General features: G+C 67.4%; 11 protein-coding genes and 4 pseudogenes. 11 read left to right on the forward strand and 4 right to left on the reverse strand.

Annotation, left to right across the window (positions count from 1 at the left end; translation table 11 throughout):
- Nucleotides 1-39 precede the first annotated feature (39 nt).
- Nucleotides 40-1,209, forward strand: a complete 1,170-nt coding sequence (locus OG395_RS05470) for a cytochrome P450 (protein WP_327241863.1) — start codon at nucleotides 40-42, stop codon at nucleotides 1,207-1,209.
- A gap of 67 nt (nucleotides 1,210-1,276) precedes the next feature.
- Nucleotides 1,277-2,856 (forward strand): annotated as a pseudogene (locus tag OG395_RS05475) (IS1182 family transposase).
- A gap of 263 nt (nucleotides 2,857-3,119) precedes the next feature.
- On the opposite strand, the pseudogene OG395_RS05480 reads toward OG395_RS05475, so the two are convergent.
- Nucleotides 3,120-3,965 (reverse strand): annotated as a pseudogene (locus OG395_RS05480) (RNA-guided endonuclease InsQ/TnpB family protein); the annotation flags it as partial.
- On the opposite strand from OG395_RS05480, the gene OG395_RS05485 reads away from it, so the two are divergent.
- From OG395_RS05485 to OG395_RS05500, 4 genes and pseudogenes are all read left to right on the forward strand, one after another.
- Nucleotides 3,866-4,099, forward strand: coding sequence for a transposase (locus OG395_RS05485; RefSeq protein ID WP_327241864.1), 234 nt, complete (start codon nucleotides 3,866-3,868; stop codon nucleotides 4,097-4,099). The pseudogene OG395_RS05480 and the gene OG395_RS05485 overlap by 100 nt on opposite strands.
- A gap of 165 nt (nucleotides 4,100-4,264) precedes the next feature.
- Nucleotides 4,265-4,551: pseudogene (locus tag OG395_RS05490) on the forward strand (hypothetical protein); the annotation flags it as partial.
- Nucleotides 4,542-5,531 carry a DNA-binding protein WhiA gene (gene whiA, locus OG395_RS05495; protein ID WP_327241865.1) on the forward strand — a complete coding sequence of 330 codons (990 nt, stop codon included), beginning with the start codon at nucleotides 4,542-4,544 and terminating at the stop codon, nucleotides 5,529-5,531. The pseudogene OG395_RS05490 and the gene whiA, both read left to right, overlap by 10 nt.
- 536 nt (nucleotides 5,532-6,067) lie before the next feature.
- Nucleotides 6,068-6,313, forward strand: coding sequence for a hypothetical protein (locus OG395_RS05500; protein WP_327241866.1), 246 nt, complete (start codon nucleotides 6,068-6,070; stop codon nucleotides 6,311-6,313).
- Here the strand turns inward: OG395_RS05500 and OG395_RS05505 are convergent.
- The 3 genes and pseudogenes from OG395_RS05505 to OG395_RS05515 all read right to left on the reverse strand — a co-directional run.
- Complete coding sequence (locus OG395_RS05505) at nucleotides 6,273-6,497, reverse strand: hypothetical protein (RefSeq protein ID WP_327241867.1); 225 nt, start codon at nucleotides 6,495-6,497, stop codon at nucleotides 6,273-6,275. The two genes, OG395_RS05500 and OG395_RS05505, sit on opposite strands and share 41 nt — an antisense overlap.
- Before the next feature lie 4 nt (nucleotides 6,498-6,501).
- On the reverse strand, nucleotides 6,502-7,002 hold the full coding sequence (locus OG395_RS05510; protein ID WP_327241868.1) for a transposase: 501 nt from the start codon (nucleotides 7,000-7,002) through the stop codon (nucleotides 6,502-6,504).
- A gap of 387 nt (nucleotides 7,003-7,389) precedes the next feature.
- Nucleotides 7,390-7,653: pseudogene (locus OG395_RS05515) on the reverse strand (transposase); the annotation flags it as partial.
- 463 nt (nucleotides 7,654-8,116) lie between these two features.
- Between OG395_RS05515 and OG395_RS05520 the strand changes: the two are divergent.
- The 5 genes from OG395_RS05520 to OG395_RS05540 all read left to right on the forward strand — a co-directional run bounded on the left by OG395_RS05520 (nucleotide 8,117) and on the right by OG395_RS05540 (nucleotide 14,829).
- Nucleotides 8,117-9,205 (forward strand): zinc-binding dehydrogenase, encoded by a 1,089-nt coding sequence (locus OG395_RS05520; protein WP_327241869.1) that lies wholly within the window; start codon nucleotides 8,117-8,119, stop codon nucleotides 9,203-9,205.
- Between the two features lie 97 nt (nucleotides 9,206-9,302).
- A complete protein-coding gene (locus OG395_RS05525) occupies nucleotides 9,303-10,787 on the forward strand; it encodes an aldehyde dehydrogenase family protein (RefSeq protein ID WP_327241870.1) in 1,485 nt (494 codons plus the stop codon).
- Between the two features lie 176 nt (nucleotides 10,788-10,963).
- The gene (locus OG395_RS05530; protein WP_327241871.1) at nucleotides 10,964-12,109 is read left to right on the forward strand and encodes a sugar ABC transporter substrate-binding protein; all 1,146 of its coding nucleotides are present in this window, start codon (nucleotides 10,964-10,966) and stop codon (nucleotides 12,107-12,109) included.
- A 147-nt stretch (nucleotides 12,110-12,256) separates the two neighbouring features.
- On the forward strand, nucleotides 12,257-13,747 hold the full coding sequence (locus tag OG395_RS05535) for a sugar ABC transporter ATP-binding protein (protein WP_327241872.1): 1,491 nt from the start codon (nucleotides 12,257-12,259) through the stop codon (nucleotides 13,745-13,747).
- 23 nt (nucleotides 13,748-13,770) lie between these two features.
- Nucleotides 13,771-14,829 carry an ABC transporter permease gene (locus OG395_RS05540; protein ID WP_327241873.1) on the forward strand — a complete coding sequence of 353 codons (1,059 nt, stop codon included), beginning with the start codon at nucleotides 13,771-13,773 and terminating at the stop codon, nucleotides 14,827-14,829.
- Nucleotides 14,830-14,857: the final 28 nt, after the last annotated feature.

Below are 14,857 nucleotides of genomic sequence, written 5' to 3' on the forward strand. Positions count from 1 at the left end.
ACGCAGAGGCAACCGACCGAAACTCCCACCTGTCCCGTCGTGGAATACGTCTACAGTCCGCCGCCAACGCCGGTCGGGTGGCTGTTCAACCGGTTGGACGGGTACCAGGACATAGCCCGGCCCGCCGTGTGGACCGAGGAGGGCAAGGGCTACTGGATTTTTACCGACCACGACACGCTGCTCGACGGGCTGCAGCAACCCGACTTGTGGTCCAGCGCGGTCGTCGAGCCGACCCAACAAGACCCGGACTACATGTGGATCCCGATCATGCTCGACCCGCCGCTTCACACGAAGTGGCGGCAACTGCTCGGTGCGTGGTTCACGCCGGCACGGACGAAGTCGTTGAAGGACAACCAGCACCGCCTGGCCGCACAACTGATCGAGCAGCTGCGCACCAAGGGGGAATGCGACTACGTCCGCGAGTTCGCGCAGGTGCTCCCGTCGATCGTCTTCCTGCAGATCATGGGCATGCCGCTGGAGAAGCTCGACGAATTTATGGCCTGGGAGCACCAGATCCTGCATGGCAACACCGAGAGCGACCCAGACCGGTCGCTCCAGACTGCCGCCCTACAGAAGGTAATGGAGTACTTCGGCGAGCTTCTCGCCGAACGGCGGGCGAACCCGGATCCGAATGCGCAGGACATCGTCAGTGCCGCGATCACGTGGAAGATCGACGGGGAGCTGATCCCTGACACCGACCTGATCAACTGCCTGCTGCAGCTGTTCATGGCCGGTCTGGACACGGTGGCTGGCGAGGCCTCGTACTTCATGTACCACCTGGCGAAGCAGCCGGAGGACCGCGCCCGCATCGTGGCCGAGCCCGAGCTGATCCCGCATGCCGTAGAGGAGTTGCTGCGCGTCTACCCGATCGTGCAGACCGCGCGCAAGGCCACCCAGGACGCGGACTTCCATGGCTGCCCGGTCAAGGCCGGACAGGTGGCGCACTTCCCACTCTCGCTGGCGAGCCGGGATGAGAACGCGCATGCCAACGCACGACAGGTCGATTTGGACCGCAAGGAGACGCGGCACCTCGCCTTCGGCGCCGGCCCGCACCGCTGCCCCGGCTCGCACCTGGGTCGCCAAGAGCTGGCCGTGATGCTGCAGGAGTGGCACCGGCAGATCCCCGACTACGAACTGGTCGAGGAGCCGACCGAGCACGGCCTGGTGCTGGGCCTCAACTCGCTGCCGCTGCGCTGGAACGTCGACTAGAAGACTCAGAAGATCTTGAGTTCTGGCCCTGCCGCGTGAGCGGCGGGGCCAGACTCGTCTTGTGGCGATGGGCGAGTGGATCGGCGAGAGCGTCGGGCCGGACGTGTGGGAGACGTGTCGGGATCTGATTCCGGCTGGGAGCGTGTTCGCGTTCTGGCCGAGCATCGGGGTCGGCTGTTTCCGGCTGAGATGTTCGCGGACATGTATCCGTCGGCGAACGGGCGGCCCAGTATGCCGCCGCAGATCCTGGCCGCCGTAATCACGCTGCAGGCCCTGCACGGGCTGTCGGACTTTGAGACGGTCCAGGAACTGCGGTGCGACCTGCGGTGGAAGGCCGCGTGCGGTCTGGGCCTGCACGACATGGCGTTCGATCCGTCGCTGCTGGCCTACTTCCGCCGCCGACTGGCCCGTTCCGCCCGACCGAACCGGGTGTTCGAGGCCGTGCGTGAGGTGGTGAAGGCAACCGGGGTCCTGAAGGGCAAGCACCGCCGGGCGCTGGACTCCACCGTGCTGGACGACGCGGTCGCCACCCAGGACACGGTCACCCAGCTCATCGCCGCCGTCCGGGCGGTGATCCGCGAGGTTCCCGGTGCCGAAACGGTCGCGGCCGCCCAGTGCACCGCCCACGACTACACCGACCCGGGCAAACCGAAGATTGCCTGGAACGATGAACAGGCCCGCGCCGGGCTGGTCGACGCGCTGGTCACGGACGCGCTGCGGCTACTGGGCCACCTGCCCGACCAACAACTCGGCGAGAAAGCCGCGAACGCGGTGGGCATCCTGGCCCTGGTCGCCGGCCAGGACGTCGAGCCCGCCGATGAATCCGACGGCCGCGACGGCCGCTGGCGCATTACGCGGGGCACCGCCCCAGGCCGGATGCTCTCCACCGTCGATCCGGAAGCCCGGCACGTCCACAAGACCCGCAGCCACCAGCAGGACGGCTTCAAGGCCCACTTGGCCATCGAGCCCGAGACCGGCTTATACACCGCCGTTGCCCTGCGGCCCGGCGCCGGACCCGAGCACCACGAGGCGGCCGTCGGCCTGGACCTGCTCGCCGACGAGGACACCCCGGTGGACGCCTTCGGCGACACCGCCTACTCCACCGGCGATGCCCGCCAGGCCCTCCACGAGGCCGGGCATCAACTCTTCCTCAAACCCGCCCCGCTGCGGCCGGCCGTCCCTGGCGGCTTCACCCTCGACGACTTCCCCATCAACACCGCCGCCGCCACCGTGACCTGCCTCGCCGGACACACCGTCGGCCTGTCTGAGCCCGGTGGCCGACACCACCAGCGCAAGGCCACCTTCAAGGATCTGTGCACCGGATGCCCCTTGCGCCAGCGGTGCACCAAAGCCAAGGCCGGACGCATCTTGACCATCCGCCCGCACCACGACCTCCAAGCAGCCGCCCGCCACCAGGCTGCCACCGACCCCGCCTGGCAGGCCGACTACCGCCGCTGGAGACCCCCGGTCGAACGCACCGTCGCCTGGCTCGTCCACCACGGCAACCGCAAACTCCGCTACCGCGGCACCCTCAAGAACGACGCCTGGCTCCACACCCGAGCCGCCGCCCTCAACCTCCGCCGACTGATCAACCTCGGACTCACCCACACCAGCGGCACCTGGCACCTCGCCCCGGCCAGCGCATGACCAAAGGGGCCGCCCGGCCTAACGGCCGGACAGCCCCTCACCAAGATCTTCATGAGTCTTCTAGGCCTGTTCCAGGTTCAGATCATCGGTTTCTGGATTCGCCGGTGCGCGGCTGCCTGGGCCTGGTAGTTGTCGAAGGTGGCGCGTGGTGATCTCTCGGATGCCGAGTGGGAGTTGGTCGAGCCGTTCTTGCCGGTGGGCGAGCGCGGCCCGATCCGGCAGTTCAACGGTGCGATGTGGCGGTTCAGGACCGGGAGCCCCTCCACCGCTTGGTTCTCGCGGATGATCCGTGTGGAGAGCTGGTGGTGAAACTCGCGCCGCGCGTCGGCCACCTGCGAGTGAGCGCGGGCAACCTTGATACGGGCCTTGTCCCGGTTGTTGCTGCCCTTGGTCCTACGGGACAGGCGTCGCTGTTCCCGCTTGAGTTTCCTCTCCGCCCGGCGCAGGAAGCGCCAGGCGGAGATCTTCGTGCCGTCGCAGAGGACCGCGAAGTGTCCAAGACCGAGGTCGATACCGACGACCGGTTCCACGCCGGGCAGCGTCCGGGGAACGGTCTCGACGACGAAGGACGCGAAGTACCTGCCGGCCGCGTCCTTGACCACGGTCACCGTGGACGGGACCGAAGGCAGAGCGCGGGACCACTTCACCCGCACATCACCGATCTTCGGCAACGACAGGTCCCCGCCGGGGGCGATCTTCCACCGGGCGTTCGCGGTGAAACGGATCAAGTGCCGGTTGTCCTTACGGGACTTGAAACGCGGTTCGGTGATCTTCGGCCCCTTGCGGGTGCCGTTCATCGACGCGAAGAAGTTCGAGTACGCGGTGTCCAGGTCCTGCAGGGACTGCTGCAACACCACGGCGGATACTTCGGCGAGCCATGCCCGCTCGGGGGTCTTCCTCGCCTCGGTGACGACATGCTTGGACAGGTCCCCGATCTTCGGATACGCCCTGCCCTGTTCGTGGGCATCCTTGCGGGCACGCAACGCGTCATTGAACACGACGCGGACCGGTGTCACGCATCGCCGAGGAACTGGGCGTGAACGCGGAGACGCTGCGGCAGTGGGTGAAGAAGGCCACGGACACGGCCTGGCACTCCGAAAGCTCGCCACCTGCGGCGCCCGCCCAGTCGGCGAAGGACACGGAGATCACCCGGCTGCGGCGGCAGGTCCGTGAGCTGGAGATGGAACGGGACATACTGCGGCGGGCCGCCGCGAAGTATTTCGCGAAGGAGACCAACTGGTGACCAGGGCGTACAGCCGTCGGCTTCGGCCTGGGCGTCCAGGACGCCCAGGCCGAAGTGCCAGGCCAGGGACGGCGGCCGTCGGGGCCGGTGGTGACGGTGGTGCGCAGGCAGTCTGAACCCACCGAGGTTCGGGGGCGACGGGTGAGTTCCGGTTCGCAATGGGGACTCAATCCCGCTCCGTATCCGAGCGAAACGGACGGCGTCTCCCCGCAACGTCATTCGGAGGTTTTGGGGCGACACGCCCGTAAACTCGCCCAAGACGTGGTGCTGGCCGACAGGCCGCCGTGCCCGATCGCGAGTCCCTCGCCGATGCCGCCAAGCGGCTCGGTGCCGCGGTCGAGCTGGCGCCGGTGGCCTCACCCGACGGCGTTCCGATCCACGATCCGGAGCTGTCGGCCGCCGCGTACGACCGTATTTTTCGGATGCATGGAAGGATCGGCCCATGGCGATGACGCCAGCGGTGAAGGACGAAATCTCTCGGCTTCCCGTGACCCGGACCTGCTGCAGGAAGGCAGAGGTTTCGGCGATTCTTCGGTTCGCGGGCGGGCTGCACCTGGTGAGTGGCCGGATTGTGATCGAGGCGGAGCTGGACACCGCAATGGCGGCACGCCGGCTGAAGCGGGGCATTCTCGAGATCTTCGGGCACAGCTCGGAGCTGATCGTGATGGCCCCCGGCGGTCTGCGGCGCGGCTCCCGCTATGTCGTACGGGTGGTGGCGGGCGGCGACCAGCTGGCCCGCCAGACCGGCCTGGTGGACGGCCGCGGCCGCCCGATCCGCGGTCTGCCCCCGCAGGTGGTCTCGGGGGCAACCTGCGACGCCGAGGCCGCCTGGCGCGGGGCCTTCCTGGCCCACGGCTCGCTCACCGAGCCGGGCCGCTCCTCCTCGCTGGAGGTGACCTGCCCGGGCCCGGAGGCGGCGCTCGCGCTGGTCGGCGCGGCCCGCAGGCTCTCCATCGCGGCAAAGGCACGCGAGGTGCGCGGCGTCGACCGGGTCGTCGTCCGCGACGGCGATGCCATCGGCGCGCTGTTGACGCGCCTGGGCGCCCACGAGTCAGTGCTGGCCTGGGAGGAGCGCCGGATGCGCCGCGAGGTCCGCGCCACCGCCAACCGGCTGGCCAACTTCGACGACGCCAACCTGCGCCGCTCGGCCCGTGCCGCTGTCGCCGCCGGTGCCCGGGTCCAGCGCGCCCTGGAGATCCTCGCCGACGACGTGCCCGAGCACCTCGCCGCGGCCGGCCAGCTGCGCATGGAGCACAAGCAGGCCTCCCTGGAGGAGTTGGGCGCGCTCGCCGACCCGCCGCTGACCAAGGACGCGGTCGCCGGCCGCATCCGCCGACTCCTGGCCATGGCCGACAAGCGGGCCCAGGACCTCGGTATCCCGGGCACCGAGGCCAACATCAGCGAGGAGCTGGCGGACAACCTCGCGGGCTGACACAGCGGAAGGGACCTGTGGCGGCATTGAGCCTGTTTCACCTTGAAGTTCCTGGCCAAGGGGCTGGTGTGGGACCAGGTACGGTTGCTCGTGCCGGTCGGTGGCGGCGTTTGAGGTAGGCGTGTCGACGGTCGGGGAGCTGGGCTTCGAGAGCGTCGAGTTGGCAGCGGAGGTTGGACTTGCGGGCCCGTAGGTCGGGCATCCGGGTGCGTAGTTCGTCGATGGTGATCAGCTTTCCTTGGTAGGCCTCGATCATGCGGGTGATGGCTATGGCGGCCTTGGACAGGGCCGACTCGAGGCGGGCACGTTGGCGTAGGTCGGGGTCGGAGGTGCGGGCTCGCTCCAGGCGCTTGTCAATCTCGGTGCGGATCAGGTGCGGGTCGGTGAGGAGAGGGTGATGTGCTCCCAGACGACCGCGTCGAGGCAGTCGGCGTGGAAGGGCTTGTTGGGGCAGATCCGCCCGCCCTCGTAGCGGTAGTCGTCGGATGCCCAAGGCGCCGGTCGCCGGAGGGACGGTGGTGCGGCGCCGGGAGGGGATGACCGTTCAGGCGCTCGCGCCGGAGTACCGGCGGATCGTTGTGTTGGTTCAGGCCGAACCGGGCGACGGTGAGGGGGTGTCGGCGAAGGAACTGGCGGCCCGACTGGAGCTGGAGCTGGTGCCGGCAAAGATCGAGGGAGTGCGGTCAAGGGCAAAACGGCTGGTCGAGCGGGAGTGGCTGATGGCGTCGCCGTCGGGCCGGTTCATGCCGCGAGCGTCGCCTGTGCCGGCTGCGGGGAGTTGACCGCCCTGCCGGTGGCAGTGCGGGCCGGGCGCCGGGCCATGAGCACGCTCGCCGACCAGTGGATGAACGCCTCGCTGCTGGCGGGCAGCGTTTCGAAGTCCCGCACCAGGCGGCGCGAACGCATCAGCCGTCCCAGGCTTCGCTCCACCACCCAACGTCTCGGCAGCACCACGAACCCGGTCATGTCATCACTGCGCTTGACGATCTCGAAGGTGAGCCGGAGTTTCCCCTTCGCCCAGGTGACGAAACCGCCGGTGTAGCCGCCGTCGGCCCACCAGAGTGATCTTCCTAAACCGCTCACGCAACCGCGGCAGCAGGACCCGGGCGGCCTGGCGGTCGGTGACGTCCGCGGCAGTCACCAGGACCATCAACAGCAGGCCGAGGCTGTCCGTGATGACATGCCGGCGCCTACCGTTGATCTTCTTCCCGCCGTCGTAACCACGCGAGCCGACGGGCACCGAGGCGGCCGCCTTGACCGACTGCGAGTCGATGATCGCCGCAGTCGGCTGGCGGTCGCGGCCCGCGGCCTCGCGGGCCTTGCCGCGCAGCCGGTCGTGCAGCTCCTTGACCAGGCCGTTCTTCCGCCACCTGCGGAAGAAGGGATAGACGCGGTCCCATGCGGGGAAGTCGGCGGGAACGGAGCGCCACTTGACGCCGTTGTCGGTGACGTAGAAGACCGCGTCCAGCATGCCGGTGACAATAGCCCTCCGGCTGGCCGCCCCGGCCCTCCAGCCAAGCCGGCACCGGCAGCGCGTCACGCACCACCGCCCACTCCGCGTCGGTCATGTCCGACGGGTACCTCCGTACCCTCTCCGGCCGCTCGGCTGCGTTCCCGAACCGGTGAGCGAGGCAATCGCACGCCGATGGCGCCGAGTTGAACTCGTAGGACGAAACCGCGTACAACTGCATCAACAGGGCCTACGGTCCCACGAGTTGGCTTCAACAGCCCTCGTGCTGCACCAGAGGCCCTGCCTTCATACCCCCACCCGGTCAAGATCACCCGACCAGGCACCCTGTTCGGAACTTCAGGGGAGACGTCGTGGTGTGCCGTGTTCTCGTCGACCAGCCGTAGCAGATCACCGGCTGGTCTCCCGGACGAAGAGAACCGTGGCCTTGCGGAGGATCTCCTTCTCCTGGCGCAGCTGTTTGACCTCGCGGCACAGGTGGGCGAGTTCCTCCTTTTCGGCGCTGGTCAGCCCCGGGCGTTCCCCGGTGTCCACCCGGTCCTGGTTGACCCAGGTGCGGATGGTCTGGGCAGACGGCTCGAACTCGTTCGCCAGCTCCTCCGGCGACCGGTCGGCCCGGACCAGCTCGACTGTCTGGCAACGGAATTTAGGCTGGTAGTCCTGGCGCGATGAACTCCTCCTTGCGGGACCCGGTGTCCCAAAGCGAAAGGTTGTCCCTCAAACCGGGGAAGCTTCGCCTCTCCGCATTCACACCCGCGTGACGCCCCGGCCGACTGTGTCACGCATCGTGGGCACAGTGAACTTGAGCGGCGAGTGGATCACCACCGCCTGCACGCTCGTGCATTCCTCCGTGGAAGTTCCTTGACACAGCCGCGAAAGCCGTGAGCATACTGAGACGCCATACCTCAAAAAGGCGCCGCACGCGACTAGCTGGCCTTGTATTGAGGACCTACGAGTGGCCGATCTCTACGCGCAACCCCCCGCATGTCGGGGTGCACCAACCCGTGCCGCTATGGACGGGACGACCGATCGGCAGGTACTCAAGTCCCTAGTACTGGGCTTTTTCGTGGATGGGTCCGCCCCAGCCGGCGCGTCCCGAAGCACAGAAGGAGTCTTCATGAAAGCACTGGTGGTCGAATCATTCGGTGCCCCGTTCACACTTGCTGATGTCGATCTCGCCGACCCGATCGGTCGCGAGGTGCTGGTCGAGGTAAAGGCGTCCGGCCTGTGCCATAGCGACCTGGCCGCGGCACAGTACGACCTCGGTCTCCCGGTGCCCTCCGTCCTCGGGCATGAGGTCGCAGGTGTCGTCGTAGGCCTGGGACCGGAGGTCACGGAGTTCGCCATCGGGGACCACGTCGTCGGCTGCCTCGTCCAGTACTGCGGTCGTTGCGACCGCTGCCTGTCGGGCCGCATCAATCAGTGCCGCCACCCCGAAGCCACCCTGCGCAGCGCCGACCAGCCGCCACGGCTCAGCCTCAACAGCAAGCCGCTGTTCCAGGGCATGGGCCTCGGCGGGTTCGCAGAGCGCTCCCTGATCCATGAGAGCCAGCTGGTGCGCCTCCCGGACGGGATGCCATTCCCCCAGGCTGCGCTCATGGGCTGCGGGGTCGCGACCGGCGCTGGCGCGGTCATCAACACTGCGCGGGTACAGGCGGGTGACGCCGTGGTCGTGATCGGCTGCGGCGGTGTGGGACTCAACGCGATCAGCGGCGCGATCACGGCGGGCGCGACGACGATCATCGCCGTGGACATCGCCGACGAAAAGCTCGAGACCGCGCGCCGCGTCGGCGCCACCCACGTCGTGAACTCGAAGGCCACCGATCCGGTCGCCGCCGTCCAGGAGATCACCGGTGACGGTGCCGACGCCGTCTTCGACTTCGTCGGTCTCCCGGAGGCGACGAAGCAGGGATGGGAGATGGCCAACAAGGGTGGTGGCCTGTACCTGATCGGCTCGATCAACCCCGAGACCTCACTCGCCTTCACCAACATCGAGGCCGTCGTCATGCAGAAGCGGGTTCAAGGGGTCTACATGGGATCGACCGTCCCGAAGCGCGACCTCCCGATGTACGCCGAGCTCTACCTCGCCGGCAGGTTCAACCTCGACGACCTTGTGTCGAAGGAGATCTCCCTCGACCAGGTGAACGAGGGCTACCAGGCCCTCCACGACCCGAGTGTCACCCGAGTGGTCATCACGTCGTTCTGACAGGTCCGACGCCTGGCCCACCACGCGACCGCCAGTGTCGCGGCGCGCCACCCACGGACCCACACCCCGCTTTCCCAGACAGGATGGGCATCAGACCATGAGCACGCAGACCGCTGGGACTATCGCCGCTGAGCACGTGAGCAAGGAGGAACTGGAGCGCATCCTCGCCGTCCAGCGCGAGGCCTTCCTCCGGGAGGGCCCCCCGAGCGCGGAGGTACGCCGCAACCGTATCGACCGGCTCATGCTGGCCATTTTGGAGGCCGCCGACCCTCTCGCCGAGGCCCTCGAGCAGGACTACGGCAGGCGGCCCGTCGCCCTGTCGAAGATGTTCGACGTGCTCTCCTGGCTGAGTGACGCAAAGGTCAACCGGGAGAACCTCGACGAGTGGATGAAGCCGGTCGTCCTCGAGGGTCCTCCCCCGGCCTTCATCGAGCAGAAGCCGAAGGGCGTGGTCGGCGTCATGGGCGCGTGGAACTTCCCGATCAGCCTGACGATTCACCCCGCCTTCGCCGCCCTGGCCGCGGGGAACCGGGTCATGATGAAGTTTCCCGAGAACCACCCGCGCACCGGCAGGGTCCTCGCGCAGGCCGTGGCGAAGTACTTCGCCGAGGACGAGGTGGCTGTCCTCCTTGGCTGCCTCGAGACCGCCAAGGAATTCTCGACCCTGCCGCTGGACCACATCGTCCTGACGGGCTCGCCGGCAGTGGGCAAGGCAGTCGCGTCCGCCGCGGCCAAGAACCTCGTCCCCGTGACCCTCGAGCTCGGCGGCAAGAACCCCGTCGTCCTCGGGCGCGACGCGAATCTCGAACAGTCGGCCGAACGCCTCGCCATCGCCCGGGCCATGAACGGTGGCCAAGTCTGCTCCTGCCCCGAGTACGTCTTTGTGCCACGCGCGAACTTCGACACGTTCAAGACCAAGCTCGAGGAAGAGTTCCGCAAGCTCTTCCCGACCTTCCTGGACAACCCCGCAGCCGTCGCCATCGTCAACGACCGTAACTACGACCGCATTACGGCACTGATCGACGACGCGACCGCCAAGGGTGCGACGAAGCTCCAGGTCGTTGCGGCGGACGAGGCCAAGTCGCTGCCCTCGCAGGACAAGCGGCTCATCCCCCCGACGATCCTGACCGATGTCCCGGCAGAGGCGAAGATCAACGACGAAGAGGTCTTCGGCCCCGTGATTTCGCTCTTCCCCTATGACGACATCTCCGAGGCGATCGACTACATCCAGCACCGCCCGGCGGCCCTGTGCGCCTACTACTACGGTGAAGACGGCGACGACTTCCAGGCGTTCGTGCGGGGCACCACGTCGGGGGGCGTGACCCGCAACGACTGCTTCGCGCACCAGACCGTCCCCGGCGCACCGTTCGGGGGGGTCGGGCAGTCCGGCTACGGCGCCTACCACGGCAAGGCCGGGTTCGATGAGCTCACCCACCGCCGCACGGTTGCTGCGCCCGAGGGTGGGCGCTCGTTCGCCGAGGGCTCCACGGGGCAGCCGGTCCTCAATCCCGAAGTCGAGGCCGGTGTGGACCAGCTCATCGCGGGCGAGGTCGCGGACCTCCAAGGTCGCCTTGGGCTCTGACGCGTCGACCGGACGCCTTCTCGACCTGTCGGCTCGTCGCGGAAGGCGAGTCACGTCGACGTCGCGTCGAGCCGGTCTCACACCAACGAACTCGCATTCTGACGAACCCCAGCACGTTGTTGCCTCCACCCCTGTTGGTCCTTCCCTCTATCCCCCTGCTCAGACCGGAGACTGCCATGCTTCCAAAGCGCTTTCTGGCCGCGCTGGTCGTCACCCCCTTGATCGCACTAGCCGCGTGTTCGTCGTCCTCGACGGAAACGAACACCGACGCAGGCAGATCGGCCAACCTCGAGGCCGCGCAAGCGGCTGTGGACAAGGCGACCGCCCTGCCTGAGACGATCACTCAGACCGAGCCCTTGACGAAGTCACCGCCCAAGGGTGTCAAGCTGGCCTACCTGAACTGCGAGGCACCCGGCTGCGCGCCGTCGGGCCAAGCCGTCGAGGAGGCAGGGAAGGCACTGGGATGGGATGTCACGGTGATCACCGCCAAGTCGGCCACACCCGGTGCAGCACTCCAGCAAGCGATCGATGGCGGCAACGAGTACATCATCCTGAACTCCTTCAACATGGCTGCGGTCGGTCCGCAGATGGCCAAGGCCAAGGAGAAGGGCATCGTCGTAATCGGGACGTACATGCTGGACAAGCCGACCGGCAGGGACGGCAACGGCCTGTCCGCGGTTTTCTTCAACGATGAGTCCCCCGTCCTCGAGGGTCAGGACTTCGCCGACTGGATGACGGCGGACTCGAAGGGCACGGCAAACGTCCTGATGGTGAACATCCCGACCCTCCCGTCTCTGAACCTCGTCCAGAAGAGCAGCGAGGAGCGACTGAAGCAGAACTGCCCGGCCTGTGAGCTCACCACGCTCGACGTCAGCTTTGACCAGATGGCATCCGGCGCAGTACCAGGAGCCATCGTCAGTCACCTGAAGACCCACCCCAAGACGAACTACCTCTACCTCGGCATCGCCGACCTCTTCACCGGCGTGGTCCCGGCGCTCAAGACGGCTGGGCTGGAGGGCAAGGTGAAGACCGTCGGCAACTCGCAGGCCCAGCCGCAGATGCAGTCCCTGGTGGATGGGACCTCCTCTGCCTGGAACGCCGTTCCACTCACAGTTCCGTGGAGCGCCGTGGACTATGCGGCTCGCGTTTCCGTCGAGGAGCTTCCCACCGGCACCCAACTGAAGGAGACCCAGGCGATCAGGGTGCCCATCATCGACGCTCCCGAGGCTGCGCAGGAACTGCTCGACTCGCCGACCAAGGGTGTGTGGGAGGGCCCGACCGACTACCAGGACCAGTTCATCAAGCTCTGGAACGTGAAGTAGTCGTTCGCACCTTGCACGCACCCATTCGGCGAGGGGCTGAGCACGGCAACCGGTCCCTCATCGCGCCCACCGGTACGAGTCTCAAAGGACAGACGCAGTATGGAGGACGATGTGCAGGTCTCGGCCGGCCCGCTCAGGTTAGTGGGCGTGTCCAAGACGTTCCCCGGTCAGGCCGCCCTGAAGTCGGTCGACCTGACGGTGAACTATGGCGAGGTGCATGCCTTGCTCGGCCAGAACGGTTCGGGCAAGTCGACACTCATCAAGATCCTCTCGGGCTACCACCACCCGGACCAGGACAGCGTCGTCGAACTCAACGGCCAGCAGTTCCAACTCGGCAGCGCGGAACGCGCGCGCGAGGCGGGCCTTCGCTTCGTGCACCAGGATCTCGGGCTCGTCCTTGACCTGAGCATCCTCGAGAACGTCATGCTCGGCCGGGAGTACCAGACCGGCTTCGGCGGGCGGATCCTGTGGGGGAAGACCGCAGAACTCGTGGGCCCTTTCCTCCGACGGATGGGGATCACCGAGAAGCTGTCCACCCCGGTCAGGGCCCTTGGTCTGGCCGAGCGCACGGCCTTGGCCATCGCGCGGGCCCTCGCTGACTCGATCCACGAAAAGCTCATGATCGTGCTCGACGAGCCGACGGCGGCGCTTCCACCGGACGAGGTCGGTGCGCTGCTGACAAGCATGGACCGGTTGCGCGCGGACGGTCACGGGGTGCTCATCGTGTCCCACCACCTCAACGAGGTCCTGCAGATCGCCGATCACCTCACCGTGCTGCGCGACGGTGAGGTCGTCGCCTCGCTGCCCCGCTCCGAGGTCGATCACGACCGACTGACAGAGCTCATCGTCGGCCACAAGCTGGTCACGGGCGAGGCGCAGCGCGGCATGGCCCAGCCCACCGGTCAGGACGAGGAACCCCTGCTCAGGGTCAGTGGGCTCGCCGGAGCCAAGCTGCGCGGCATCGACCTCGATGTGATGTCCGGCGAGATCGTGGGCGTGGCAGGGATCACCGGCTCGGGCCGAGAGGCCCTGGGACCTCTGCTCACCGGACGACTGCGGTTCTCCGGCGAGGTCCAGGTGGCCGGCCAGCGGCTGGCCCCGGGCAACGTGAGCCACGCGCTCGGGCAGGGCCTGGCGTCAGTCCCCGGAGAACGCCTGCAATACGGGCTCTTCCCGAACCTCGGCGTTCGGGGCAACATGACCATCTCCGACCTGAGCCGGCACTGCTCCGGGGTGCGCATCCGCCCCTCACAGGAGCGCGAGGAGGTCCGGGACTGGATCCACAAGCTCGGAATCGTCACCACCGGCCCGGATGCGGCCATCACGGGCCTCTCGGGGGGCAACCAGCAGAAGGTTCTCGTCGCACGCGCTTTGCGATTGAACCCCAAGGTGCTGATCCTGGACGACCCCACGATGGGGGTCGACATAGGGGCACGTGAGCAGATGCACCAAGTGATGGAGAAATGCGCCGCAGATGGCATGGCCGTCCTGCTGGTCTCGACCGACAGCGATGAACTGGCGCGCCTGTCGGACAGGGTCCTGATCCTGTCCGAGGGCCACGTCGTGCACTCCCTGAACCGGGCAGACGGGATGACCGCTGGAGACATCGATGCCGGCCTGCTCACGCCTTCGAAGTAACGACCACGAAATGGGAACCCGCAATGTCCAATGACACCGAGACCAGGGCACTAGCCAGCTCCGTGGACAGGGGGAGTTCGGTCCCTGCGCAGCGCTCCGTCCTGTCCCTGGCGCGACTCCTGCCTGGTGTCGATCGGTACAGCGCGCTCTACCTGTGGGCGATCTTCATGATGGTCTTCGGTGTCCTCAAGCCGGACGAGTTCCTGACCGTGCCGATGGCCCAGCTCGTGTTCACCCAGGGAGCGGTCACGGCGGTGCTCGCCCTAGCGTTCCTCATCCCGCTGACCGCCGACACGTTCGACCTGTCGGTGGGCGCGATGCTCTCGCTCACCATCGTGCTCATGAACTGGTTCGTCCTGAACACCGGCTTGAGCGTCGCCATGGTCGCTCCCCTGGTCGTGCTGATCTGCGGGCTGATCGGTGCGCTGACCGGGTTCATCGTGGTCAGGCTCCGGGTCAACTCCCTCATCGCCACGCTCGGCATGCTCTCGGTGCTCACTGCCGCGCAGTTGTTCATCTCGCAGAACAAGCAGTTGGCTGCACCCTTCCCGGAGTTCTTCACCAAGCTCGGCAACGGCGACCTGCTTGGGGTCCCCTACATCGCCATTCACCTGGTCGTCATCGCGGTCGTCCTGTGGTTCGTCCTCGAGCACACCCCGGTCGGTCGACGGATGTTCGCCATCGGCGGCAACAAGGAGGCCGCGAGGCTCGCTGGCATCCGCACCGACCGGATCGTCTGGACCTCGCTCATCGCGTCCGCAGTCGTCGCGGGGATCGCGGGCGTGATGTACACCTCGTACGTCGGTCCCTACTCGGGCGACGTCGGCTCCGGCTTCCTCTTCCCCGCGCTCGCCGCGGTCTTCTTCGGGGCGTCGCAGTTGCGGCAGCGCCCCAATGTCTGGGGCACGTTGATCGCGTACTTCGCGCTGGCCTTCGGCATCCAGGGCCTCATGCTTCAGGCCGGGGCGGGCGCGTTCTGGGTCGGTCCGCTGTTCCAGGGCGTTGCGCTTATCGCCGCCGTCGCCGTCGCGACACTGCGCGGATCGGTCGGCGGCACCGATGCCGGTCCGACGAAGAGCTGAGCTGGGCGATGACGACAGTAATGATGCC

Source organism: Streptomyces sp. NBC_01320, assembly GCF_035974375.1.
Taxonomy (GTDB): domain Bacteria; phylum Actinomycetota; class Actinomycetes; order Streptomycetales; family Streptomycetaceae; genus Streptomyces; species Streptomyces yanii.

Coding starts and splice junctions, on each gene's coding strand:
- whiA (WP_327241865.1), top strand. CDS start 4,542: ATGGCGATGACGCCAGCGGTGAAGGACGAAATCTCTCGGCTTCCCGTG.
- OG395_RS05500 (WP_327241866.1), top strand. CDS start 6,068: ATGACCGTTCAGGCGCTCGCGCCGGAGTACCGGCGGATCGTTGTGTTG.
- OG395_RS05505 (WP_327241867.1), bottom strand. CDS start 6,497: ATGACCGGGTTCGTGGTGCTGCCGAGACGTTGGGTGGTGGAGCGAAGC.
- OG395_RS05510 (WP_327241868.1), bottom strand. CDS start 7,002: ATGCTGGACGCGGTCTTCTACGTCACCGACAACGGCGTCAAGTGGCGC.
- OG395_RS05520 (WP_327241869.1), top strand. CDS start 8,117: ATGAAAGCACTGGTGGTCGAATCATTCGGTGCCCCGTTCACACTTGCT.
- OG395_RS05525 (WP_327241870.1), top strand. CDS start 9,303: ATGAGCACGCAGACCGCTGGGACTATCGCCGCTGAGCACGTGAGCAAG.
- OG395_RS05530 (WP_327241871.1), top strand. CDS start 10,964: ATGCTTCCAAAGCGCTTTCTGGCCGCGCTGGTCGTCACCCCCTTGATC.
- OG395_RS05540 (WP_327241873.1), top strand. CDS start 13,771: ATGTCCAATGACACCGAGACCAGGGCACTAGCCAGCTCCGTGGACAGG.